The sequence below is a fragment of the Thermomonas sp. genome (genome assembly GCF_019104945.1).
In the GTDB taxonomy this organism is placed as follows: Bacteria; Pseudomonadota; Gammaproteobacteria; order Xanthomonadales; family Xanthomonadaceae; genus Thermomonas.
This window is the reverse complement of record NZ_JAHRWW010000014.1, coordinates 112,968-136,317: the sequence shown is the minus strand read 5'-3', so window position 1 is coordinate 136,317 and position 23,350 is coordinate 112,968. Positions and strand designations below refer to the sequence as shown.

Below are 23,350 nucleotides of genomic sequence, written 5' to 3'. Positions count from 1 at the left end.
TCTGCATGTCTCACGCGAACATCGTTGTACTGCCAGGGGATGGCATTGGCCCCGAAGTCACCACCGCCGCCGTCTCCGTGCTGCGCGCGGTGGCAGAACAGTTTGGCCACACGTTCCAATTTCATGAGCACCTGATCGGTGGTGCGGCAATTGACGCCACTGGCCAACCACTGCCAGAGGCCACGCTTGCCGCCGCACACAGCGCCGATGCGGTGCTACTGGGCGCGGTGGGCGGCCCAAAGTGGTCTGACCCCAATGCCAAGGTGCGCCCAGAGCAGGGCTTGCTTGCGATCCGCCGCGCACTCGGTCTGTTTGCCAACCTGCGCCCGGTGAAACCGCATACGGCAACGCTGGGCGCTTCTCCGATCAAACCGCAACTGCTTGAAGGTGTCGATTTACTCGTGGTGCGCGAACTCACCGGCGGCATCTATTTTGGCAACAAAACCCGCAGCGCCACCGACGCCAGCGACCTCTGCCGCTACTCGGTACTTGAGATCGAGCGCGTGGTGCGTCACGCCGCGCAGCTCGCACGCAGCCGCCGCGGCAAACTCACCTCGGTGGATAAAGCCAACGTACTGGAAACCTCACGCCTGTGGCGTGACGTCACCACGCGTGTGATGCGCGATGAATTTCCCGACGTACAGCTAGAACACCAACTCGTGGATTCGATGGCCATGCACCTACTGGCGCGGCCGCGCGACTACGACGTGATCGTTACTGAAAATATGTTCGGCGACATCCTCACCGACGAAGCCTCGATGCTGGCCGGGTCGCTTGGTCTGCTGCCGTCTGCCTCGCTTGGCGAAGGCAAGAACGGCATCTATGAACCCATCCACGGCAGCGCGCCCGATATTGCCGGCAAAGGCATTGCCAACCCCTACGCTGCGATCCTCAGCGCCACCATGCTGCTGCGGCATTCATTAGGGCTTGCATCCGAAGCCGATTGTGTGGAACAGTCTGTAAATGCTGCGTTGCAGCAAGGCACTTTTACCGCTGACCTTGCGCCCGCAAGCAGCGCCATTTCAACCACCGCCGTCACTACTGCGGTCATCCAAGGCATGCGCTAGACATGCCCTTCTTAGGAGTTACGCCCATGAACACACGCATCACACAGCCGCCCTCACTTCCACCCTGAAGGATTCTTAATGACGCTCCCACTCCGAGACGATTTCCTTACCAATATCCAGCGCCGCGACCCCGACCAGCCCGAGTTTTTGCAGGCCGTCAACGAAGTGACGGCTAGCCTCTGGCCATTTTTGCAGCGCCATCCTCAGTACGCCCGCATGGGCCTGCTGCAGCGCCTCGTTGAACCCGAGCGTGCCATTCAATTCCGCGTGGCTTGGGCCGATGATAACGGCCATGTGCAGGTCAACCGCGCGTTTCGCGTCCAGCACAGCAGCGCCATTGGCCCATTCAAAGGCGGCATGCGTTTTCACCCTTCGGTGAATCTTTCTATTTTGAAGTTTTTGGCGTTTGAACAAACGCTCAAAAACGCACTAACCACGCTCCCCATGGGCGGTGGCAAAGGCGGTTCAGACTTCGACCCCAAGGGCAAAAGCGACGGTGAAGTGATGCGCTTTTGTCAGGCGCTGATGCTGGAACTGTACCGCCATATCGGTGCGAATACCGACGTCCCCGCAGGCGATATTGGCGTGGGTGCACGTGAAATCGGCTTTATGGCCGGCATGATGAAAAAGCTCAGCAACGACGCCTCCTGCGTGTTCACCGGCAAGGGCATTGCCTACGGTGGCAGCCTGATGCGCCCCGAGGCCACCGGCTACGGCACCGTGTATTTTGTAGAAGAAATGCTGCGTCACGCCAAACGCCAAACCCACGGCGCGCGCGTGCTGCTTTCCGGCTCGGGCAATGTGGCCCAATACGCAGCGGTGAAGGTCAACGAACTCGGCGGAAAGGTGCTGACCTTCAGCGACTCCGACGGCACACTGTATGCAAAAGACGGGTTCGATGCGGAAGCCGTTGAACAGATTATGCAGCTAAAAAACGAACGCCGCGGCCGCCTAGCCGAGCTGGGTGAAGACAAGCGTTTTGACTATCTGCCCGGCAAGCGCCCGTGGCATATCCCGGCTGAAATCGCCCTGCCCTGCGCCACACAAAACGAATTGGACGGTGACGACGCGCACGCACTGGTGAACAACGGCGTGCTCTGCGTCGCCGAAGGCGCCAATATGCCTTCCACCTTGGAAGCTGTGGACGTGTTCCTAGAATCCGGCACGCTGTACGCGCCGGGCAAGGCCAGCAATGCGGGCGGCGTGGCCACTTCCGGTTTAGAGATGAGCCAAAACGCCATGCGCCTAGCGTGGACCCACGCCGAAGTGGACGAGCGTCTGCACCTCATCATGAAAGACATCCACGGCAACTGCGTGCGTCACGGCACCCGTCGCGATGGCAGTGTGAACTATGTGGACGGCGCCAACATCAGCGGCTTTGTCAAAGTGGCCGACGCAATGCTGGCGCAAGGGCTGTATTGAACACCACGGCAGTGGGGCTGCAGCCGTGAGTCGCGTATCCGTCACACAAAGCTCAGCCGCACTGCCAAGGCCAGCAAAGTCACGAGCAGGATTGGAAGCGTCAAGACGATACCGACCTTGAAGTAATGGCCCCAAGTGATCCTGATGTTCTTGCGCGCCAATACGTGCAACCACAGCAGCGTGGCCAAACTGCCAATCGGGGTGAATTTCGGCCCCAGATCGCTGCCGATGACGTTGGCGTAAATCATCGCCTCACGCACGACGCCCTCGGCCTGACTGGCATCGATGGACAGCGCACCAACCAGTACGGTCGGCATATTGTTCATGATCGACGACAGGAACGCGATCAGCAGGCCTGTCCCGACCGTTGCGGCCCACAAACCCTGTTCGGCAAAAAGATCCAACAATCTCGTCAGATAGTTCGTCAGCCCTTGGTTGCGCATGCCGTAAACCACTAGGTACATGCCAAGCGAGAACACCACGACCTGCCACGGCGCTTCTCGAATCACTTTGCGGGTCGATATCACATGACCATGCGCCGCCACGCCCAGCAGCACCAGCGCACCGCACCCTGCTACCACGCTGATCGGTACACCGATCTGCTCCAGCCCAAAAAACCCAACCAGCAGCAACGCCAACACCGCCCAGCCTGCCTTGAAGGTAGTGCGATCGACAATGGCCGAACGCGGATCCTTCAGCTGAGTCACGTCGTAGTTGCGCGGAATGTCGCGGCGAAAAAACCACGACAGCATCCCCAGCGTCGCCGCGACAGAGACAAGGTTGACCGGAATCATAATCGCGGCATATTCGGCAAAGCCAACGTCGAAATAATCCACCGAGACGATGTTGACTAGGTTGGAGACAACCAACGGCAGGCTGGCGGTATCTGCGATAAATCCAGCCGCCATCACGAACGCCAATGTAGCCGACGGGCTGAACCGCAGCGCCATAAGTATGGCGATCACGATCGGCGTCAGGATCAATGCCGCGCCATCATTGGCAAACAACGCGGCCACCGCCGCACCGAGCAATACGAGAAAGGTGAATAATCGGCGCCCGCTGCCATTACCCCAGCGCGCCACATGCAGCGCTGCCCACTCGAAGAAACCGGCCTCATCCAGCAACAAGCTGATGATGATCACCGCAACGAAAGTAAAGGTGGCATTCCAGACAAAACCCCAGACCGTCGGGATATCCGCCCACGCCACGACCCCGGTCAACAAGGCCAATGCAGCACCCAACATAGCGCTCCATCCCACACCAAGACCTTTGGGCTGCCAGATGACTAAGGCAATGGTGACGATGAAGATCAGCAGCGCAATCAGCATAGGCCGCTCTTGCCCGCTTTTTGTGCGTCACCGCCGCAGTAATTGTCGATATGAAACCCAGTCAGAACATTCATTACATCAAAGCCAGCGTGATAGCAGGCGTATTATCTGCTCTAACCCCGCCTTCAGCCTAGCCCAGCAAACAGCCATGGTTGCGCGGCCTTGTGGCGCGCTTCAAACGCCTTGATCGCAGCATGTTCTTGCAAGGTCAAACCAATATCATCAAGGCCGTTGAGTAGGCAGTGCTTGCGGAAGGCATCCACATCGAACGAGTATTGCACGCCGTCCTGGCGGGTCACCGTTTGCGCGGCAAGATCCACACTTAATGTATAGCCCTCATTCGCCTCGCACTGTGCAAACAGCGCGTTCACGGCCTCAGCCGGCAATACGATCGGCAGCAAGCCATTCTTAAAACTATTGTTGAAGAAAATATCGGCAAAGCTGGGCGCGATGATGGCGCGGAAGCCGTATTCGGCCAACGCCCACGGCGCGTGCTCGCGGCTGGAACCACAGCCGAAGTTTTCGCGCGCCAGCAGCACGCTTGCGCCTTGGTAGCGCGCTGCGTTGAGGATGAAATCAGAGTTGAGTGGGCGCTTGCTGCAGTCTTGCCCCGGTTGACCTATATCTAAATAGCGCCATTCGTCGAACAGATTGGGGCCAAAGCCGGTGCGTTTGATCGACTTCAAAAATTGCTTAGGGATGATTTGATCGGTATCGACATTGGCGCGATCCAGCGGCGCGACCAAGCCCGTATGCGTGGTAAAAGGGGTCATTGCAGCTCCCGTACATCAACAAAATGGCCTGCGATGGCCGCGGCGGCGGCCATGGCGGGGCTTACCAAATGTGTGCGCCCACCGCTGCCTTGGCGGCCTTCAAAATTGCGATTGGAGGTAGAAGCGCAGTGCTCGCCCGGCTCCAAACGGTCGGGGTTCATCGCCAAACACATCGAGCAACCCGGCTCACGCCATTCAAAGCCTGCGTCTAAAAAGATTTGATCCAAACCTTCACGTTCGGCCTGAGTTTTAACCAGACCCGAGCCCGGCACAACCAACGCTTGTTTGATACTGCGTGCCACCTTGCGTCCCTTGGCCACGGCAGCGGCCGCGCGCAGATCTTCGATCCGGGCATTGGTGCACGAACCAATAAAAATGCGATCCAATTGAATACTTTTAATCGGCTGCTTGGGTGCTAGGCCCATGTAGTGCAGCGCGCGCTCGATCGATGCGCGCTTGGTGGGGCTGGCTTCTTGTGCCGGGTCTGGTGTGCAGCCATCCACCGCTACCACCATTTCTGGCGACGTGCCCCAGCTTACCTGTGGTTTGATGTCTTCTGCACGTAGCTCCACTTCACGATCAAACTGCGCGTCAGCGTCGGACACCAGCGTGCGCCAATGGGCGACGGCAGCGTCCCACTGCGCGCCCTTGGGAGCCAACGGGCGGCCGTTGAAATAGGCGATGGTTTTTTCGTCCACCGCCACCATACCTACTCGCGCACCAGCTTCGATCGCCATATTGCACACAGTCATGCGGCCTTCCATCGACAGCGCAGAAATAGCACTGCCCGCAAATTCCAGCGCATGGCCGTTGCCCCCGGCGGTGCCAATTTTGCCAATGATCGCCAGCACGATATCTTTCGCGGTTACGCCGGGCGGAATCTCGCCTTCCACGCGCACGCGCATATTCTTCATTTTCTGCGCCACAAGGCACTGCGTGGCCAGCACATGCTCCACTTCCGACGTACCAATGCCGTGTGCCAACGCGCCAAACGCGCCATGGGTGGAGGTGTGCGAATCGCCACAGACAACCGTCATGCCCGGCAATGTGGCGCCCTGCTCCGGCCCCACCACATGCACGATGCCTTGCCGTGGATCGTTCATTTTGAATTCGGTAATGCCGAAGTCTTCGCAATTTTCATCCAGCGTTTGCACTTGCAGCCGCGAGACTTCATCGGCGATCGCAGCCAGCCCACCCGCACGCTCAGCACGCGTAGTGGGGACATTGTGATCGGGTGTGGCGATATTGGCCCCGGCGCGCCACGGCGCGCGTTTGGCAAGGCGCAGGCCTTCAAATGCCTGCGGCGAGGTGACTTCATGCAGAATCTGCCGGTCGATATACAGCAGCGACGAGCCGTCTTCGCGACGCACCACCTCGTGCAGTTCCCATAGTTTGTCGTACAGCGTTTTCCCGGCCATTGCGCTTACCTTGATAACAGGCTTCCAGCATGCCCGCTTGTTATTTATAACTCAAATGTATATTTTTAATTAAAATCATTCCTATCAGGAATTATTGTGGAACTCGTCAACTTAGCCGCCTTTGTGGCGGTGGCCGAACACGGCGGATTTTCCGCCGCGTGTGATTCTCTGCATCTTACCCAGCCTGCTATCAGCAAGCGCATCGCCCAGCTCGAAGCCGCCGTGGATGCACGATTGTTTGATCGCGTGGGCCGGCAAACCGTTCTCACCGAGGCGGGCGTGCTGCTACTACCGCGCGCACGCCAGCTGCTGGCCGATGCCGACGCCGCCAAGCAGGCGCTGCACGCACTTGGCCACGGCGTGAGTGGGCCGCTGCGGATGGCCAGCAGTCACCATATCGGCCTGCACCGCTTGCCGCCGCTGCTCCGCCGCTTCACCGCGTTGTATCCAGACGTCACCTTGGATATTCGTTTTTTAGATTCCGAACAGGCTTGGCAAGAAGTCCTGCAGGGCAAAATTGAGCTGGCGCTCACCACATTGGGCCAAGCCGCGCACCCGCTCTCAACTACCCCCATTTGGGAGGACAAACTCTGCTTTGTTGCCGCCCCCGAGCACCCGCTTGCACAGCGTAAGCGGCTGAGTCTTGAAGACCTCGCACGCCACCCCGCTGTGCTGCCTGACCTCGGCACTTTTACCCACCGCATCGTGGCCGACGCGTTTGTGCGGCACGGTCTGCAGCTGCGCCTACGCATGACCACGCACTATTTGGAAACGCTGAAAATGCTCAGTGCGGTTGGCCTTGCATGGAGCGTGCTGCCGCACACGATGGTCGATCAGCAGCTGCGTGTATTGCCGGTCAGCGGCATTTCACTTTCACGTCGGCTGGGCGCTGTGACCCATGCTGGGCGCTCGCTCCCGCGCGCAGGCCAAGCCTTTTTAGCGCTGTTAGAAGCCGAACGCGTTTAGTCTGACATCACCTGATTCCGCCCGGCCTGCTTCGCCTTTAACAGAAGATCGTCGGCGCGGGTGAACAGCGTATAGGCATTATGTTCGGGCTGAAGCTCCGTTACGCCCGCGCTAAACGTCACGCCAATTGCCGTTCCATCGGCCAGAACAACGCTATTTTCGGCCACCTTTGCAAGCAGCAGACGAATTTTATGCGTGGCGTCCTGCACGCCAAAGGCATCCATGCAAATCAAGAATTCTTCGCCACCAAAACGGGCCACAAAGACGCCCCATTCGGCGGCAAATTCACTCAGATGTTGGGCAAAGTGCTGCAGCACCGCATCGCCTGCTGGGTGTCCGTAGTGGTCGTTGACGCGCTTGAAGTGATCGATATCCAGCAGTGCAACGCTCAGCGGTGCACGCTCTTCCTGCGCCTGCGCCACGCGCTCGTTCAAGAACTTATCCCCTGCGCGCCGATTGGGGAGCCCAGTTAAATCGTCGTGACTGGCTTGGAACTGCAGGCGAAAACCCGCAACCTCTAGCTGGCGATTTTTCTCACTCAGCTCTTCGGTGCGTTCGGCAATAATGCGCCCTAGCCTGCGCTGGGCGCGACGGAAACTAGCACTTCGCCACCATAGTGCAAGCACGACGATTAGCAGCATGACAGCCGCCGCCGCTGCACGCACCCACGTGCGCTGCCAAAGGGCTGGCTGCATCACGATGGCAAGCTCGGTTTCGCCAATCAAATCCTGCTTCGACCAATCAAGCGGAAGCGCCATCGATTGCACCTGCAGCCGGTAATTTCCCGGCGGCAGGCCCGTATAAACCGCTTCGTTGCCGCTATCGCTTTCTACCCAAGCGCGGTCATACCCATGCAGACGGTAGCGGTAACGCAGCTTATCTGGAGCGCGAAAGCTGAGCCCCGCAAAATGAATCTGTAGGCGGCTTTCGCCTGCGCGCAACTGCAGCTGCTTCCCAATAGACCTAGGCACACCGTCCACGGCGATACTTTCCAGCGCTACCTTAGGCACACTCTCCCCATCGCGCTCAGCGCTTTGCGGATCAATAAGCGCAACACCCGCCGATGTGGGGAACAGCAGCGTCCCATCGTGCATCCGCCAGCCCGCTGGCATCGAAGCGCCGTTGCACTGGCTACCCGGCATGCCATCGCTTTTATCCACCACATGCACGGCAAGCGTTGTGCTGCGCTGCGTATCAACACGGTCAAATTCACTGCGCGCGATACGAAACACACCCATATTGGACGACAGCCACAGATTTCCTGCACCGTCGTCCAAGATGCGAAATACCTTATCGCGTGGCATGCCTACGTGGTGGTCGTAGGTATTGAACGTAGTGCCACGCTTACGCAGCAGGCCGCGTTCGCTTGCAATCCAAAGATCACCGTTGCTGTCTTCCAAAAAATCAAAGACATAGTTCGCCGGAATCTCGATATCCGGCCGCCAGCGCTTCATAACACCATCGGGAGCGATCGACACCATGCCGTTGGCCGTTCCCACCCAAAGCATCCCGTCTGCCCCACGATAAAGCGCTTGCACCATATCGGACGCCTGCGCGGAGGCATCCAGATAGGGCAGGCGTTTGCCATCGCGTTTAATACGCACAAGCCCATGGTTGCCGCCCACCCACAGGCTGCCGTCGGGGTCTTCTAGCAGCGCGCGAATCAACGGCTGGCGCAGGCCCGGCAGGCGCAACTCCGACAACACGCGCCCTGCTTGATCCACTTTGAACACGCCTTGGTCATAGGTTCCCACCCAAACGCCGTCGTGGGCCTGTGTCAGCGCCAGTACCGAAGCCTGCCGCCCTTGTTTGGCCTGGGTGAGCGTTAGGTTTTCGATCTTGCCGTTACGCCAGCGACTCAGCCCATTGGCTTGGCCTATCCACACAGTGCCCGCGCGGTCTTGTAGTACCGAGCGGATGTAGTCGCTGCTCAGCCCATCACTGTGTGTGATACCGCTGCCTGCCCCCTCTGCAACGCGAAACAGACCATCTGTGCCGCCTAGCCAGACAAGCCCCTCTCGATCGACAAACAGCGCAGGGCTGAGCGTTCCGGGAATATTGACCCGCTGCGCCTCTTTCTCCCCCATGCTGTCTTGCCGCATCAGCGCGCCGGAGGCCATCGCCATCCACAGCACACCATTGCGATCCAGCACGACACGATCCACCCGTTGGTGGTTAACAAAGTGCTGCACCTGGCCACTGGCCTGCTTCCACGCTACGCCGCCATCCCCCGCGGCCAGCCAGCCGCCACGCCCGTCTTGGATCAAGTCCATGATCGAATCACTGGGCAGCCAATCGCTTCCCCACGGCGTCAGCTTATTGCCAAGCAAGCGCTGTACGCCGCGTTCGCCGGCCACCAGCAAGGCGCCCTGCGCATCTTGCGCAATGGTGACCACTTTGACCGAATGCAGCCCCACCTCATCCCCGGTGTTATGCAGCACGCCATTGCGATCTAGCCGCAGCAATTTTTGCCCGGTGACGATCCAAATTGCGCCATCGATGCGGTCACGCAATAGCGCGCGCACCCGCAACTTACGCGCCTCCCCTTGCCCTAGGGGCTCCCAGCGGCCTTGAAAATAGCGATACACCCCGGCACTGGTGGTACCAAACAGGATGCCGCCGTCTTTTTCCGGAAGGATGCTATAGACACCGGAGAGTTCTGCAGGCGTGTTTTGCCGGTCATACACGGTGAAGTCGCGGCCATTGAAGCGCACCGCACCTTCCCATGTCCCTGCCCAAATGAAACCGTCGCGATCTTGCGCAATGGCATGCACCAACGGGTGCGGCAGGCCATCTTCCATCGCCCAACCGCTGATGGTGTAGTGGCGGAGCACGGGCGTTTCGGCCCGTACCGGCGGCGCGGTAACCAGCGCCAGCAGCAGAAGCACCAGCGCAAACAAGCGCTGGTTCAGCACATTACTGATAGATACAAGATGCGCGCCCCCCTGCAAAACGCCTCCCTTGATGCGCTGATCTACCTATTTGGCCGCCAATCTAGCATTACTTTGGGCAGGAAGGCAGACCATCAAGTCACGGATTCGTCTTCCCGCACCTTGAACCACGCCGCGTAGAGCGCCGGCAGGAAGAACAGCGTCAGCAAGGTCGCCACCGCAAGCCCTCCCATAATAGAAATGGCCATTGCCCCATAAAACGCGCTGCGCGATAGCGGGATCATCGCCAAGATCGCCGCCAATGCCGTGAGCACAATGGGGCGGAAGCGGCGCACCGTGGCGTCCACAATGGCATGCCAGCGATCATGCCCGGCATCCATATCTTGGCGAATTTGATCCACCAAGATCACCGAATTACGCATGATCATCCCAGCCAGCGCAATGGTTCCCAGCATGGCGACAAAACCAAACGGAACGCGGAACAGCAGCAGCGCCAGCACCACACCAATCAACCCCAAAGGCGCGGTGAGCAGCACTAATGCAGTGCGCGAGAAATTACGCAATTGCAGCATCAACAGCGCCACCACAACAATCAAAAAAAGCGGCATTCCCGCTTTGATCGAGTTTTGCCCGCGCGCCGAGTCTTCCACTGTGCCGCCGGTTTCCAGCAGATAACCTTCTGGCAGCGACGTTTTGATCTGCGCAAGTGTGGGCTCGATCTGCGCCACGACAGTGGGCGGCGTGAGTGCGTCGTCGGCAAGGTCGGCGCGCACGGTTACCGTGGGCAGGCGATTGCGGTGCCAGATGATGCCGTCTTCGAAACCGTATTCCAGCGTGGCCACCTGTGCCAGTGGCACGCTGCCGCCAGGTGTTGGAATGGAGAGACTGGCTAACAAATCAGGGCGTTGCCGTTCATCACCGGTACCGCGCAGCAAAATTTCAATCAACTCGTTATCTTCACGATAGGTGCTAACCGATAGCCCCGATAGCGAGCTTGAGAGAAACTGCGCCACCTGCGCACTACTCACGCCCAGTGCGCGGGCGCGGTCTTGGTCTAGGTGCAAGCGAATGATTTTGCTGGGTTCATCCCAGTCCAAATTGACATTGGTGACATATACATTGCCGCGCACCTTCTCCGCTACGCGGTGCGCAAGCGCCTGCACTTGCCCAATATCTTCTCCCGACACGCGGAACTGGATCGGGTATCCCACCGGCGGGCCATTTTCTAGCCGTGTGACGCGAAACTGCAGCGCAGAAAACTGCGGCGCCACCTGCTCGATCAGCCATTGACGAGTGGCTTCACGCGAGGGCAGGTCTTTCGCCAACACCACAAACTGCGCAAAGTTAGCCGCCGGAAATTGCTGATCCAGCGGCAGATAAAACCGCGGCGATCCAGTGCCGACATAAGCCACGTAATTGGTGATGTCGGTGCGCGATTTCAGCAGGGCTTCCAACCGCTTGGCTTCGGCTTCGGTGGCGCGCAGTGAACTGCCTTCGGCCAGTTCTAAATCCACCATCAATTCGGGCCGTACCGAATTCGGAAAGAACTGCTGCGGCACAAAACGGAATAGCAAAATAGAGGCCACAAACAGCGCTATCGTTGTGCCAATCACCCACCAACGATGGCGCAGGCAGGTATTGAGCCAAGCGCGCAAGCGCTGGTAGAACGGCGTGGCATAGGGGTCATGGGAGCTTTGTGCTGCCAACGCGTGGGGTGTGGGCAACATCTTTTCACCCAACCACGGAATAAACAGCACCGCGGCCACCCACGACACACAGAGCGCGATCGTCACCACCTGAAACAGCGAACGCGTGTACTCGCCAGTACTCGATGCCGCCGTTGCAATGGGCAAAAACCCGGCAGCGGTGACCAAGGTCCCCGTCAACATGGGGAAGGCGGTGGACTCCCACGCAAAGCCGGCGGCTTTGATGCGTGAATATCCTTGCTCCATTTTGATCGCCATCATCTCCACCGCGATGATGGCGTCATCCACCAAGAGCCCCAGCGCCAACACCAGCGCGCCGAGCGAAATCTTGTGCAGGCCGATGTCGAACCAGTGCATCACCATAAAGGTCATCGCCAGCACCAGTGGGATACTCACGGCCACTACCGCGCCCGTGCGCAGCCCCAGTGAGAAGAAGCTCACCAGCAGCACAATGGCCACGGCCTCCGCTAGCACGCGTACAAACTCCCCCACTGCCTCGTGTACGGTCTGCGGCTGATCCGACACTTTGCGCAGTTGCATGCCAATGGGTAGAGCGGTTTGCAAACGCTGGAACTCTTTCTCGAGCGCTTTCCCTAAACGGATGATGTCGCCACCGTCGCGCATTGCCACTGCAATGCCAATACCGTCTTGCCCCATAAAGCGCAGCTTCGGTGCGGCAGGGTCCGAGAACCCGCGCGTCACACTTGCAATATCGCCCAAACGCACGCTGCGCCCCCCGGCGCGAATGGGAAAGGCGCGAATCTGTTCCACCGAATCAAACTGCCCATCCACGCGCAACTGCAGGCGATCACTGCGCGTCTCAAAAAAGCCTGCAGGCACGATCGCATTTTGTTCATCAAGCGCCTGTTTGACCGCCGCCAGTGGGATGCCCAGTGAGGCTAATTTCGTATTGGATAATTCAATCCAAATTTTTTCATCCTGCAGGCCAATCAACTCGACCTTACCCACGTCGGGTACACGCTGCAGCTCCAGCTGCAAGCGGTCGGCGTAGTCTTTCATCAGCGCGTAGTCAAAGCCTGGCGCTGTAAGCGCATAGATATTGCCGAAGGTGTCGCCAAACTCATCGTTGAAAAATGGCCCCACCACACCCGCTGGTAGCGTCATGCGGATATCGCCCACTTTCTTACGAATTTGGTACCACAGCTCGGGCACATCTTTTGATGGCATCGCATCGCGCGCCATAAAAATCACCTGCGACTCACCCGCACGCGAATAGGCGCGAATGAATTCGTACTTGCCGGTGCTCATCAGCGCTTTTTCGATGCGCTCGGTCACCTGCTCACTCACCTGCTCGGCCGTAGCCCCCGGCCACAACGTGCGTACCACCATCGCCTTGAAGGTAAAGGGCGGATCTTCCGACTGCCCTAATTGGCGATAAGAGAAGACACCCGCCAGCGCCACCACCAGCATGATGAATAGCACCAGCGGCCGATTACGCAGCGCCCACTCCGATACATTGAAGCGCACCATGGCTCAGTGCCCCTGCGGCGTAACGGGGCGATTTTTACGATCCACCGGGCGCACCGTTTCACCTGCACGCAGCAGATGCCCACCGGCCGCCACCACCCAATCGTGTGCGCTCACCCCATCGAGCACCGGCACACTATCTGCGCCATAACCGGCCAATTTCACCGCACGCGGTTGCACCTGCCCCGACGCGTCCACCACCCACACACTACTGGCACCATCACGCGCACGCTGCACCGCGCTCAGCGGCAGGCGCAAGGCACCGCCAGACGGCGCCGCACCGATCCACACGCGTGCGCTTTGGCCAAGCTCCACCTTGCCCGCGTCTTCCGTTTCTACCGCGACGCGTGCGGCATAGGTGCGTGTTTGCGGATCAGCGACTGCTGCAATTTCACGCAGATGCCCGCTTAGCAGCTGCCCCGGCGCATTCCACAGTTCAATCTTGGCCTTCTGCCCGGTTTGGAAATCACGAATCCGCGCTTCCGGCAGGCTGATCGCCACTTCGCGTCCACGCTGCGCCGCCAACACATAGATGGGCTGGCCCGCCGCTACCACTTGCCCCGCCTCGGCCTGACGGCTGGCAATCACCCCATCGGCAGGCGCGCGCAGCTGGGTATAGTCGTCTTGGTTGCGCATCAGGTCGTACTTCGCACGCGCCGCCAGATAGCCCGCCTGTTGCGCATCAAACGCCGATTGGCTGATGAGCTGCTGCGCAAGCAATTTACGATAGCGCTGCAAATCCCCATTCAACCGATCCACGTCGGCCTTGGCCGCCGCTCGCTGTAGCTGCGCGTCGCCCGGATCCAGCGCGGCCAAGAGCTGGCCTTTTTGTACCATTTGCCCGGCATCCACGAGGCGCTTTTGCAAATTGCCGCCTACGCGAAACGCCAGCGGGCTTTCTTCGCGCGCCCGCACGTCACCGGCAAATGCCTCGCCCGCAACCCCTAACCCCGCGCCGGGCTGTACCACCAACACCGTCTTAGGCACTGCCGCTGGGGCCGGGTCTTTTGCACACGCGGCCAGCAACACCCCCATGGCGATACAACTGAACATTTCCCGGACGGCCAGTCTGCGCATAGTCGGCTCAGTGATTTATTGAACTAATGAGTATGCTATAGTAACCGAAGTCATTAGATCAAAAGTTCCAGATCATGCACGCTCAGCGCTCCAAGCCCGCCACCGCCCAAGCAGCCCGCAGCAGCAACCCCGGCCGCCCTAAAGACTTGGCAAAGCGCGCAGCGATCCTTGAGGCCGCCAAACAGCTGTTTACCCAAAACGGCTACGCGGGCGTCAGCATGGATCAAATCGCGCAAGCCGCTGGTGTTTCCAAGCTCACGGTATATAGCCATTTTGGCGATAAAGACGGGTTATTCGCTGAAGTCGTCCGTGCGCACTGCGAGCAGGCCATGCCCGCGCACCTTTTTGAGCCCGACCCCGACCTACCGCTACGCGAGCGACTCACATTGGTTGCCCGCGCATTTTTGCAGATGGTCATGACCCCAGAAGCCATCGCCGGGCATCGCATTTTGTGCTCACCGCAGGTCGCGCAAAGTGGAATTTCAGAACTCTTTTGGGACGCAGGCCCCGCGCGCATCGACACTGCGTTTACCGCATTGCTCCAGCGTCGCATCGAAGCCGGGCAACTGGAAATCCCTGAGCCATCGCGTGCGTCTTGCCATTTCTTCACCCTGCTGAAAGGCAATATCCATGCGCAGGCCGTGCTGGGGCACGGTTTTGACAGCAGCACCGAAGAGCTCAACGCCCACCTCAACAGCGTGGTCGACTTATTCTTGCGCGCCTATGCCGTACGCTGAACAGTGCCTTTCCAAGCCACAAGTCGCGGTGACTTTCAGCACTGCGTACTGGTGTACCCAAACAGCCAAGCTGCCCAGCAATGGGGCATCCGCAGGGCTACAATACGCGGTTCTTAGCAACGGACATTTTTCATAATGAGCATCGATTACACCCGTACCCGTGAAACCATGGTGGAACAGCAGGTGCGCCCTTGGGGCGTGCTGGATGTGCGCGTGTTGAGCGTGCTGGCCAAAATGCCGCGCCATGCCTTCGTTGCCGAATCGCTGCGCCACCTTGCCTACGCCGACACCGAGCTGCCCATCGGCCGCGGCGAGACCATGCTCAAGCCCGTACTGGAAGGCCGCGCACTACAGTCACTACAGCTACAGCCGGAAGAAAGTGTGCTGGAAATCGGTACCGGCAGTGGCTACCTCACCGCCTGCCTTGCCCAGCTCGCGCGCGAAGTGGTCAGCATCGAGCGCCATGCCGACCTCGCCGAAGCCGCGCAGGCGCGCATCGCCGCACAAGGCTGCGCCAATGTCACCGTGCGCTGCACCGATGCGTTTGAATGGAACCCGGGCCGCAGCTTCGATGTCATCTTTGTTGGGGCCGCCGCCGCAGAAGTGCCAGAGCGCTTTGTGGAATGGCTGAATCCGGGTGGCCGTATGTTTATCGTGCACGGCCAGTCGCCGGTGATGGAAGCCGTGCTGGTGCACCGCGCTGTCAACGGAACCCGCATTGATTCGTTGTTTGAAACCGACCTCGTTTATCTCGCGGGCGCGCAGCCTGCGCCTGCATTCACCCTTTAAGCCGTCAAGGATCCCACCCCATGCTGCTCCGTCCGCTCGCACTCGCCCTTGCCTTCGCCCTCGTGCCCACCGTGGCGCAAGCCGATGACCTGCTCCAGAGCTACCAGAACGCACGCAACAGCGATCCACAATTCGCCGCCGCCGAGGCTAACCGCGCCATCTCGGCCGAACGTCCGGTGCAGGCGCGCGCGGCGCTGCTGCCCAATATCGGTGGCTCGATCGGCGCTAACCGCGTCGATCACGGCGCAGGCGATAGCCAGACGGGCTCATGGGGCGTCAACTTGCAGCAATCGCTGTTCAACTTCGGCAGCTACTCCAACCTCAAAGGGGCTAAGGCCCAAGACCGTGCCGGTGGCTTTAATTTGGAAGCGGCCGGGCAAAGCCTGATTACCCGCACCTCGGCCGCGTACTTCAACGTGCTTGCCCAGCTAGAAACACTCACGGCGGCTGAGGCGGCGGAAACCGCGCTGAAGAAGCAATTCGACTTCGCCAGCAAGCGTTTGGAAGTGGGGCTTGCGCCGGTCACCGACGTTTATGAAGCCCGCGCCCAGTACGAAGGCGCGCGCGCCAGCACGCTGCTGGCCCGCAACGCCGCGCGCGATGCCTATCAGGCGCTGGTCGAAATTACCGGCGCCCCGGTCAGTAATTTGAAGGGCCTGCCCGACGACTTCAAACCGGCGCTGCCGCAGGAAAAATCCGTGGACGCTTGGGTGGCCGATGCGCTGGCCAGCAACCCCACGCTGAAAGCACAGGAAGCCAGCTTGGAGTCGGCTGAAGCCAGCGTCACTTCGGCGCGTTCGGCCCACCTGCCCACGCTGGGCCTGTCGGCGTCCTACGGCAAGGCCATTCCCAGCCTGTATGACCCGGCATTTTTGGGGGCCAACAAAGCCAACACCAGCGTTGGCCTGACCCTCAACATTCCGATCTTCTCTGGTTTTGGCACGCAATCGGGCGTGCGCAGCGCGCTGGCCCAGCGCGACGCCACTGCCGATGCGTTGGAGCAAACCAAGCGCTCGATCGAACGCGGCACGCGCAGCGCCTACCAAGCACTGGTCGCGGGCATCAGTGAGGTGGAGGCCCGCCGCTTGGCGCTGGTCTCTGCACAAAGCGCATACGATGCGTCGCAGGTGGGCTTAGAAGTAGGTACGCGCACCGTGCTGGACGTGCTGAACAACCAGCGCACTTTGTTCTCTGCACAGCAGGCCTATGCGCAGGCGAAGTACAGCTTCTTGCAAAGCCGCTTGCAGCTTGACCAAGCCGCAGGTTCGCTGGATGTCTCCGACGTTGAAGACATCAACCGCATGCTCACCGCCGACAAGGTGTTAGACGCCAGCCTCACCAGCCGGTAAGGCCGGAGCAATTAGGGCCAGGGTGCGCTCGAGCGCGCCCCGCCCGTCTTCCAGTAGGCGGCTCGCGGCGGCCACCATCACCTGCCGCTGCGCTGCGTCCTGCAGCAGCGTTTCTACCTGCGCCGCGAGGCTGCGCGCATCGGTCACAATACGCATGGCATTCGCCTCGCGCAGCCGCTTGGAAATATCAGCAAAATTATGCAAATGCGGGCCCGTTAAAATTGCGCTGCCCGCCGCGGCAGGTTCCAGCAAGTTGTGCCCGCCGATGTCTTGCAAACTGCCGCCCACAAAAGCCACCGGCGCGCAGGAAAAGAAGTTCAGCAGCTCGCCGAGCGTATCGATGATGAACACCTGATCCGCACGATCTGGCCAGCCCTGCTCGCTGCGCAGCGCCACGCTAAACCCAGCCTCACGCGCTTTCTGGGCCACCGCATGAAACCGCTCCGGGTGGCGCGGCGCCCATAGCAGCAGCGCCTGCGGCTGTTGCGCGCACAGCAGGCGATGCGCCTCTAATACAGCCGCCTCTTCGCCCTCGTGGGTGCTGGCCGCAATCCATACCGGCCGCGCTCCAGCCAATTGCTGAAACTGCGCAACGAATGCCTGCGCCTGCAGTGGCGGCAAATCAAACTTGAGATTGCCCGTAACCTGCACTGCCCCTGCATCCGCGCCCAATGCAACGAAGCGCCGCGCATCATCACGCGACTGCGCGGCCACCAGATGCACCCCAGCAAGCACGCGCCGAATCAGCGGCCCAAGCACGCGATAGCCGCGCAGTGAGCGCGCCGATAGCCGCGCATTGAGGATATGCACCGGAATACCGCGATCGCGGCAGGCAAACAGCAGATTCGGCCACAGCTCGGTTTCCACAATCAGTGCCAGCGCTGGCTGAAACTGCTGTAAGAATCGATTCACCGCGCCGGGTAAATCATAGGGCAGGTACACATGTTCAACGCTATCGCCCCACAGCGCCTGCGCCCGCTCAGACCCGGTTGGCGTGATCGTGGTCACCACCACGCGCAGGTCTGGCCGCCTCGCGCGCAGCGCATTGAGCAGCGGCGCGGCGGCATTTACCTCGCCCACCGACACCGCATGCAGCCATACCGGCGCGGCCTGCACCCGTGAAAGATAGCCTGCATAGCGCTCGTCCCAGCGCTGCAAATAGGCACGCTGACGGAACCCACGCCAGACTAAGTGGTACAGAGTAATTGGCAGCAGCAGATACAGCGCAGCCGAATAAAGACCGCGCAGCACGCGCTCGGTAAGGTCGGGCCGCATCCGTTAAGGATACCGGAGGCCGGCATCCCGGTAGAATCCCCCCATGGCTTCCACACCTTTTTCTCGCACTCTGCTTGCACCTCGCCACTGGCCCGTGTGGCTGGGTGTGGGCGTATGCGCCTTACTTGCGCGGCTTCCGTTTTCACTACAGCGCGGGTTAGGCGCAGTGATCGGCGCGCTTGCGCTGCGCTTATTGGGTTCGCGCCGCGAGGCCGCACGCACCAATCTTGCGCTTTGCCTGCCTGAACTTGACCCCGCCGCGCGCGAGCGTTTATTGCGCGAAAACTTTCGTGAAGTGGGCATAGGTTTGTTTGAATTTGCGCGCGCGTGGTGGGGCGGTATTTCCACACAGCGTGAAACCGCGCATATCGAAGGGCTCGAAATTTTGCAGCGGATAAAGGACGAAGGCCGCGGCGTACTGCTGGTCTCCGGCCACTTTATGACGCTGGAAATGTGCGGGCGGCTGCTGTGCGGCCATATCGAGCTGGCGGGCATGTACCGCAAGCACCGCAGCCCGGTGATGGAATGGGCGGTGCTACGCGGCCGCCTGCGCTATGCCTGCGCGATGTTTTCCAATAGCGATACGCGCGGCGCGCTAAAGCACCTCAAGCGCGGTGGTGCGCTCTGGTATGCGCCGGACCAAGATATGCGCGGCAAAGACACTGTCTTCGCACCTTTTTTTGGTATCCCTGCCGCAACGATTACGGCCACACATCAATTCGCCCGCCTTACCGGTTGCGCGGTGGTGCCCTTCTTCCATCGCCGCGAAGGTGGCCGCTACATTCTGCGCATTGGCGAGCCGCTTTCACCGTTCCCCACCGATGACGCCAGTGCCGACAGCGCCAACGTCAACGCCGCGATAGAAGCCATGGTGCGGGAAGCGCCCGCACAGTACCTGTGGCTGCACCGCCGCTTCAAGCGCCAGCCAGACGGTAGCTCACGCTACGGCTGAGCCTTCTCGGCAGGCTCCTGCGCGCACAGGCTACCGGCATACAAGCCCATAAGCAGCAACAGAACGCTGCCCCAGAAGGTGGAATATGCGGCCAGATGGGTATTTAGTGGAAACACACTGGCCGCGAGTGCCAGCATAGCCGGGCGTGCACGCTCACGCGCATCAGGCTCCGCATAGCGCCATGCGCGCCAAGCCAGTGCCACGCCAAGCAGCCAAAAGAGCAAACCGATGCCGCCCGTTTCACTAAGCACCTCCAGCACGATTTGGTGCGCGTGATAGGCCGCGCCTTCACCCCATGCAGGTGCCTGCTCAGGCGTTGGGTCACAGCCGGGAAACGCGTCACGGAACCCGCGCACGCCAACGCCGTTGATGGGGTGTTCGCGCACCATGCACAGCGCCGCCGACCAAATCTGGCTGCGCCCAGAAAGCGCTTCATCAACACCCGCCGCGCTCCCGGTTAGCGCCAGTGCTGTGCGCTGCAGGCGCGCGCCTACCTGCGGTGAAGCAACGCCTGCAATGCCCAGCGCCAGCACGCCTCCAGCCAACAGCAGCGCCAGCTTACGCCACCCCAACCAGCTCCATCCTGTCCAGACCAGCACGATGGCATAGGTCAGCCACGATGCGCGCGAACCGGCCAGCAACACCACCAGCCCGATGAGTGTCGCCGTAATCAGCCAACCAAGCGCGCCCCATTTCTGCCGCGCTGCCGCCAAAGCAAACGGTGACAGGCTGGCCAGCACGATCCCCAGCTTCAAATTACAGGCCCCCAGCACGCCACCCAAGCGGTCGGCCGCTGCAACTTCGTCGGCCGTACACATGCTGTGCCCGTTGATCGCGATTTTGGCGTGGTCAAACAGCCAAAAAATGGGACTGGTTCCGAATATCGCCTCGCATAACGCGTCAAGCGTCCATACCAGCACGATGATGGCCAATCCAGCAAAGGTCTTGCGCCTACCCGTCTGCGTCGCCACTGCACTGGCTACCAGCCACAGAAACGGTAAATAGATCAGCCCCACCAACACCTTTCGCAGTGAACGTGCCGCATCGACAGTATCGACCGTTGAAAACAGCTGCGGCAGCCAGTAGGCAAAAAAGAGCGTGCTGGTGAGCGCCCAAGCATGCCCACTCAAGAGCGCGCCACCACCGCGAAACCGGCTTGCAAGCAGCTTCGCCAAGGCCAATAGCGCCCCCACCACCAGCACCGCTTCGGCCACGCCGCGCGCGGGCCAAAGAGCTACAAACGCCAAGACCCATGCGGGGGCCCAGCGCCAGCCTGAAGGGGTTGGTATAGCCGGTTGTGCACTCATCAAGATTCCAGCGTGTCGTAGAGCATTAAGGTAGCTTCCTGCATCGCCCGTAGGGTATAGGGCTGGGCCTGCGGAAGTGAAGGTGGCGAAGCCAGCAAAGCCTGCGCAGCTGCGGCCAATTGTTCCTGATCGAACGCTGGAATGGCACCCTTTGGCAGCAACTCCGCGAGCAGTTCACCCACGCCACCATGCGCCCAGCCGAGCACCGGCCGCCCCACCGAGAGCGCTTCGATCACCGTGCGCCCAAACGCCTCCGGTTTCCGCGACAGCTGCAGCACCAGATCGCTTGCGGCATAGGCCTGCGGCATGGTCGAGGTCGGTTCGGCGAGCAGCGCATAGTCTTGCAGCCCTTTGCCTTGAAGCTGCTGCTGCAGCTCTTGCAGATACGCCTCGCGCCCGCGCTGCCGCGCCCCGAGCATCCATAGGCGCGCATCGATGCCGCGTTCGCGCAATCCCTCCAGCAGCGTAATCGCATCGGCATGGCCTTTCAGACGCGTGCCGCGCCCCGGCAGCAGTAGTAGCGGCCCCTGCCCACCCAGTTGTGAGTACTGCTGCGCCAGCCGCGCACGCGCTTCTGTATCGGGATGCAGCGCGTGCGGAAATAAGGCGGGGTCGATTCCACGCGGGATCACCGTGAAGCGCGCCGGATCAGCATTTGGATAGTGCTGCAGCCAATACGCCTTCACGGTATTTGAAACGCAGATCACCCGCTCACCGCGCGTCATGATGGCGCTATAGCGCGATACCGAATTCAGCCCATGCGCGGTGGTCACGAAATGCGGGCGCGCACCGCGCAGACCGCGTAGCGCCAGCCATGCCATCCACGCGGGCAGGCGCGAACGCGCGTGCACGATATCGGCCTGCGCGAGGAGCTTACGCAGCGCGCCAAGATGACGCAGCACCAGCGGCGATTTACGCCCGATCTCCAGCGTAACGTGTTCGGCCCCCAGCGCCTGCAGCGCGGGCAGCAAGCGCCCCCCGGCAGATACCACAATGGCGCGATCGCCGCGCGCCACCAAGGCCGCAGCGATTTCTAAGGTAGAGCGCTCAACGCCACCGGCCTCCAGAGCAGGCAGCAATTGGATCACGGTCTTCCGGCGCACGCCCGCCGCGCCGCCAGCGGGTTAATCAACCAACACGTACTGGGTGCCGCAATACGGGCACTTGCAGCGGCCGTCTTTTTCAATCGGCAGAAATACGCGCGGGTGCTGGTTCCACAGCGCCATCGACGGCAGCGGACAGCCCAGCGGCAGATCCGCACGGTGGATTTCATAGCGCTGCTGCGCTTTGGCGGGCGTAGGGTTAGAGGTTGCGGGCTCAGCCATGGCAATACATCAACGCAGTTGCAGAAGACCCCAGTTTAACAGTGTGCGCATCAAGCTGGCAGATCAAACAGAAGAACATCGCCCTCTGCCACGCCCTGCAAGGTAAGCACGCCGGTTTCTTCCACAAACCCCAGCGCATCGCCCGCGTGCAGCACACGCCCCGCGTATTGCACAGCGCCGGTGGCCACATGCAGCCAATAACGCCGCGTTGGATCAAGCGCCACCTGCACCGACGCCCCTTCCACAAGCCGCGCTGCGCTTAATTTGACCTGCTGGCGAATGGCGATAGAACCGCCTTCGCCCTCTGGCGAAGCCAATACGGCCCAACGCCCGCGCCGCGCATCAGGAGAAAAATGCTTTTGGTCATACGCAGGCGCGTAGTTCAGGCGGTCCGGCTGGATCCAAATTTGCAGAAAGTGCACCGGCTCGGTATTGGAGCCGTTGTATTCGCTGTGCTCAATACCGTGCCCGGCGCTCATCCATTGCACGTCACCGGCGCGGATCACGCCCGCATTGCCTGTGCTGTCTTGATGCGCCAACGTCCCCTCCAGCACCACGCTAATAATTTCCATATTGGCGTGGCGGTGGGGCGCGAAACCGCCGCCGGGAGCGACGGTATCGTCGTTAATCACGCGCAGAACGCCAAACCCCATCCACGCTGGGTCGTAATAATGACCAAACGAAAACGTGTGATGGCTATGCAGCCAATCCAGCGCGACATCGCCGCGCTCGGCTGCCGGACGTTCTACGATCATGACATTACTCCTTGCTTGCGCTCTCAGCTGGCGCTTCAGCCAGCGCACCTTCGCCGGTGATCTGCAGCGCCACTTCATCACTCACGTTTGGCGCGAATGCACCCACGCCAAAATCGCTGCGCTTGATCTGCCCAGTAGCCGAGAAGCCCATCGCCGTTTGGCCGGTCATCGCATGCTTACCCGCGCCGTTGAGCGTCACATCCAAGGTCACCGGATGGGTCTGATCTTTGATGGTCAAATCACCCACCACGGTGAGCTTGTTGGTGCCCGCTGCCTGCACGCTGGTGCTCTTGAAGGTGGCATTGGGGAACTTCGCCACGTCAAAGAAATCGGCCTTCTGCAAATGCTCATCCAGTGCAGGCACGAAGGTGTCGATCGATGCGATCGGCAGGGTCACTTCAACACTGGACTTACTGACATCTGCGGCGTCGTAGGTCAGCGTGGCTTCGCTAATACGGAAATGCGCCAACGGCTTGGAAAAACCAAAGTGCGTCCACTGCGCCAACACACCGCTGTGGTCTGGGTCGAGCTGATACGCACCAGACACCGGCTTCACTTCTGCTACCGCGGCTTCCACAGGTGCGGCCGCTTGTGTCTCAAGCGCCGGGGCCGCGGCAGGTGCGGCTGCAGCCGGTTCAGCAGGCTTACTACACGCCGCAACGGCAGCGGCGATGGCAAGTGGAAGCAGGAGAACAGAGAGCTTCTTCATGGACATGATTCCTTAA

Annotated in this window: 19 protein-coding genes; 7 read left to right on the top strand and 12 right to left on the bottom strand. The window is 60.5% G+C overall.

Annotated features, from left to right (window positions below):
* Nucleotides 1–5: 5 nt before the first annotated feature.
* Complete coding sequence (leuB, locus tag KUL77_RS04190) at nt 6–1,067, top strand: 3-isopropylmalate dehydrogenase (protein ID WP_297143975.1); 1,062 nt, start codon at nt 6–8, stop codon at nt 1,065–1,067.
* 78 nt (nt 1,068–1,145) lie between these two features.
* Nucleotides 1,146–2,489 carry an NADP-specific glutamate dehydrogenase gene (gene gdhA, locus KUL77_RS04185; RefSeq protein WP_297143973.1) on the top strand — a complete coding sequence of 448 codons (1,344 nt, stop codon included), beginning with the start codon at nt 1,146–1,148 and terminating at the stop codon, nt 2,487–2,489.
* Between the two features lie 41 nt (nt 2,490–2,530).
* On the opposite strand, the gene KUL77_RS04180 is transcribed toward gdhA, so the two are convergent.
* From KUL77_RS04180 to leuC, 3 genes are all read right to left on the bottom strand, one after another.
* On the bottom strand, nt 2,531–3,817 hold the full coding sequence (locus KUL77_RS04180; RefSeq protein WP_297143971.1) for an arsenic transporter: 1,287 nt from the start codon (nt 3,815–3,817) through the stop codon (nt 2,531–2,533).
* A 125-nt stretch (nt 3,818–3,942) separates the two neighbouring features.
* Complete coding sequence (leuD, locus tag KUL77_RS04175) at nt 3,943–4,590, bottom strand: 3-isopropylmalate dehydratase small subunit (RefSeq protein ID WP_297143969.1); 648 nt, start codon at nt 4,588–4,590, stop codon at nt 3,943–3,945.
* The gene (gene leuC / locus KUL77_RS04170; protein WP_297143968.1) at nt 4,587–6,008 is read right to left on the bottom strand and encodes a 3-isopropylmalate dehydratase large subunit; all 1,422 of its coding nucleotides are present in this window, start codon (nt 6,006–6,008) and stop codon (nt 4,587–4,589) included. The genes leuD and leuC overlap by 4 nt, the downstream gene beginning before the upstream one ends.
* 96 nt (nt 6,009–6,104) lie before the next feature.
* Here leuC and KUL77_RS04165 point away from each other — a divergent pair, with 96 nt between their 5' ends.
* Nucleotides 6,105–6,974 carry a LysR family transcriptional regulator gene (locus KUL77_RS04165; protein ID WP_297143967.1) on the top strand — a complete coding sequence of 290 codons (870 nt, stop codon included), beginning with the start codon at nt 6,105–6,107 and terminating at the stop codon, nt 6,972–6,974.
* On the opposite strand, the gene KUL77_RS04160 is transcribed toward KUL77_RS04165, so the two are convergent.
* From KUL77_RS04160 to KUL77_RS04150, 3 genes are all read right to left on the bottom strand, one after another.
* Complete coding sequence (locus KUL77_RS04160; RefSeq protein ID WP_297143965.1) at nt 6,971–9,889, bottom strand: ligand-binding sensor domain-containing diguanylate cyclase; 2,919 nt, start codon at nt 9,887–9,889, stop codon at nt 6,971–6,973. The genes KUL77_RS04165 and KUL77_RS04160 overlap by 4 nt on opposite strands.
* Before the next feature lie 110 nt (nt 9,890–9,999).
* Nucleotides 10,000–13,062, bottom strand: coding sequence for an efflux RND transporter permease subunit (locus tag KUL77_RS04155; RefSeq protein ID WP_297143963.1), 3,063 nt, complete (start codon nt 13,060–13,062; stop codon nt 10,000–10,002).
* Nucleotides 13,063–13,065: 3 nt separating this feature from the next.
* Nucleotides 13,066–14,112 carry an efflux RND transporter periplasmic adaptor subunit gene (locus KUL77_RS04150; RefSeq protein WP_297143961.1) on the bottom strand — a complete coding sequence of 349 codons (1,047 nt, stop codon included), beginning with the start codon at nt 14,110–14,112 and terminating at the stop codon, nt 13,066–13,068.
* 98 nt (nt 14,113–14,210) lie between these two features.
* Between KUL77_RS04150 and KUL77_RS04145 the strand changes: the two genes are divergently transcribed.
* The 3 genes from KUL77_RS04145 (at nt 14,211) to KUL77_RS04135 (ending at nt 17,011) form a co-directional block, all read left to right on the top strand.
* The gene (locus KUL77_RS04145) at nt 14,211–14,873 is read left to right on the top strand and encodes a TetR/AcrR family transcriptional regulator (RefSeq protein WP_297143960.1); all 663 of its coding nucleotides are present in this window, start codon (nt 14,211–14,213) and stop codon (nt 14,871–14,873) included.
* A 135-nt stretch (nt 14,874–15,008) separates the two neighbouring features.
* Nucleotides 15,009–15,662, top strand: a complete 654-nt coding sequence (locus tag KUL77_RS04140; protein ID WP_297143958.1) for a protein-L-isoaspartate O-methyltransferase — start codon at nt 15,009–15,011, stop codon at nt 15,660–15,662.
* 20 nt (nt 15,663–15,682) lie between these two features.
* On the top strand, nt 15,683–17,011 hold the full coding sequence (locus tag KUL77_RS04135) for a TolC family outer membrane protein (RefSeq protein ID WP_297143956.1): 1,329 nt from the start codon (nt 15,683–15,685) through the stop codon (nt 17,009–17,011).
* On the opposite strand, the gene waaA is transcribed toward KUL77_RS04135, so the two are convergent.
* Nucleotides 16,985–18,286: a lipid IV(A) 3-deoxy-D-manno-octulosonic acid transferase gene (gene waaA / locus KUL77_RS04130; RefSeq protein ID WP_297143955.1), complete on the bottom strand. Its 1,302-nt coding sequence runs from the start codon at nt 18,284–18,286 to the stop codon at nt 16,985–16,987. The genes KUL77_RS04135 and waaA overlap by 27 nt on opposite strands.
* A gap of 43 nt (nt 18,287–18,329) precedes the next feature.
* Here waaA and lpxL point away from each other — a divergent pair, with 43 nt between their 5' ends.
* Nucleotides 18,330–19,238 (top strand): LpxL/LpxP family Kdo(2)-lipid IV(A) lauroyl/palmitoleoyl acyltransferase, encoded by a 909-nt coding sequence (lpxL, locus tag KUL77_RS04125; protein WP_297143953.1) that lies wholly within the window; start codon nt 18,330–18,332, stop codon nt 19,236–19,238.
* Here lpxL and KUL77_RS04120 read toward each other — a convergent pair.
* From KUL77_RS04120 to KUL77_RS04100, 5 genes are read right to left on the bottom strand one after another with little or no spacing between them, the layout of a single operon-like run.
* Entirely contained in the window at nt 19,229–20,545 is a 1,317-nt protein-coding gene (locus tag KUL77_RS04120) for an O-antigen ligase (protein WP_297143951.1), read from the bottom strand. The genes lpxL and KUL77_RS04120 overlap by 10 nt on opposite strands.
* Nucleotides 20,545–21,648 (bottom strand): glycosyltransferase, encoded by a 1,104-nt coding sequence (locus tag KUL77_RS04115; protein ID WP_297143949.1) that lies wholly within the window; start codon nt 21,646–21,648, stop codon nt 20,545–20,547. Before KUL77_RS04115 ends, KUL77_RS04120 begins: the two co-directional genes overlap by 1 nt.
* A gap of 21 nt (nt 21,649–21,669) precedes the next feature.
* Nucleotides 21,670–21,870, bottom strand: a complete 201-nt coding sequence (locus KUL77_RS04110) for a zinc-finger domain-containing protein (RefSeq protein WP_297143947.1) — start codon at nt 21,868–21,870, stop codon at nt 21,670–21,672.
* Nucleotides 21,871–21,920: 50 nt separating this feature from the next.
* On the bottom strand, nt 21,921–22,625 hold the full coding sequence (locus tag KUL77_RS04105) for a pirin family protein (protein ID WP_297143945.1): 705 nt from the start codon (nt 22,623–22,625) through the stop codon (nt 21,921–21,923).
* 4 nt (nt 22,626–22,629) lie between these two features.
* Entirely contained in the window at nt 22,630–23,334 is a 705-nt protein-coding gene (locus KUL77_RS04100; protein ID WP_297143944.1) for a YceI family protein, read from the bottom strand.
* Nucleotides 23,335–23,350: the final 16 nt, after the last annotated feature.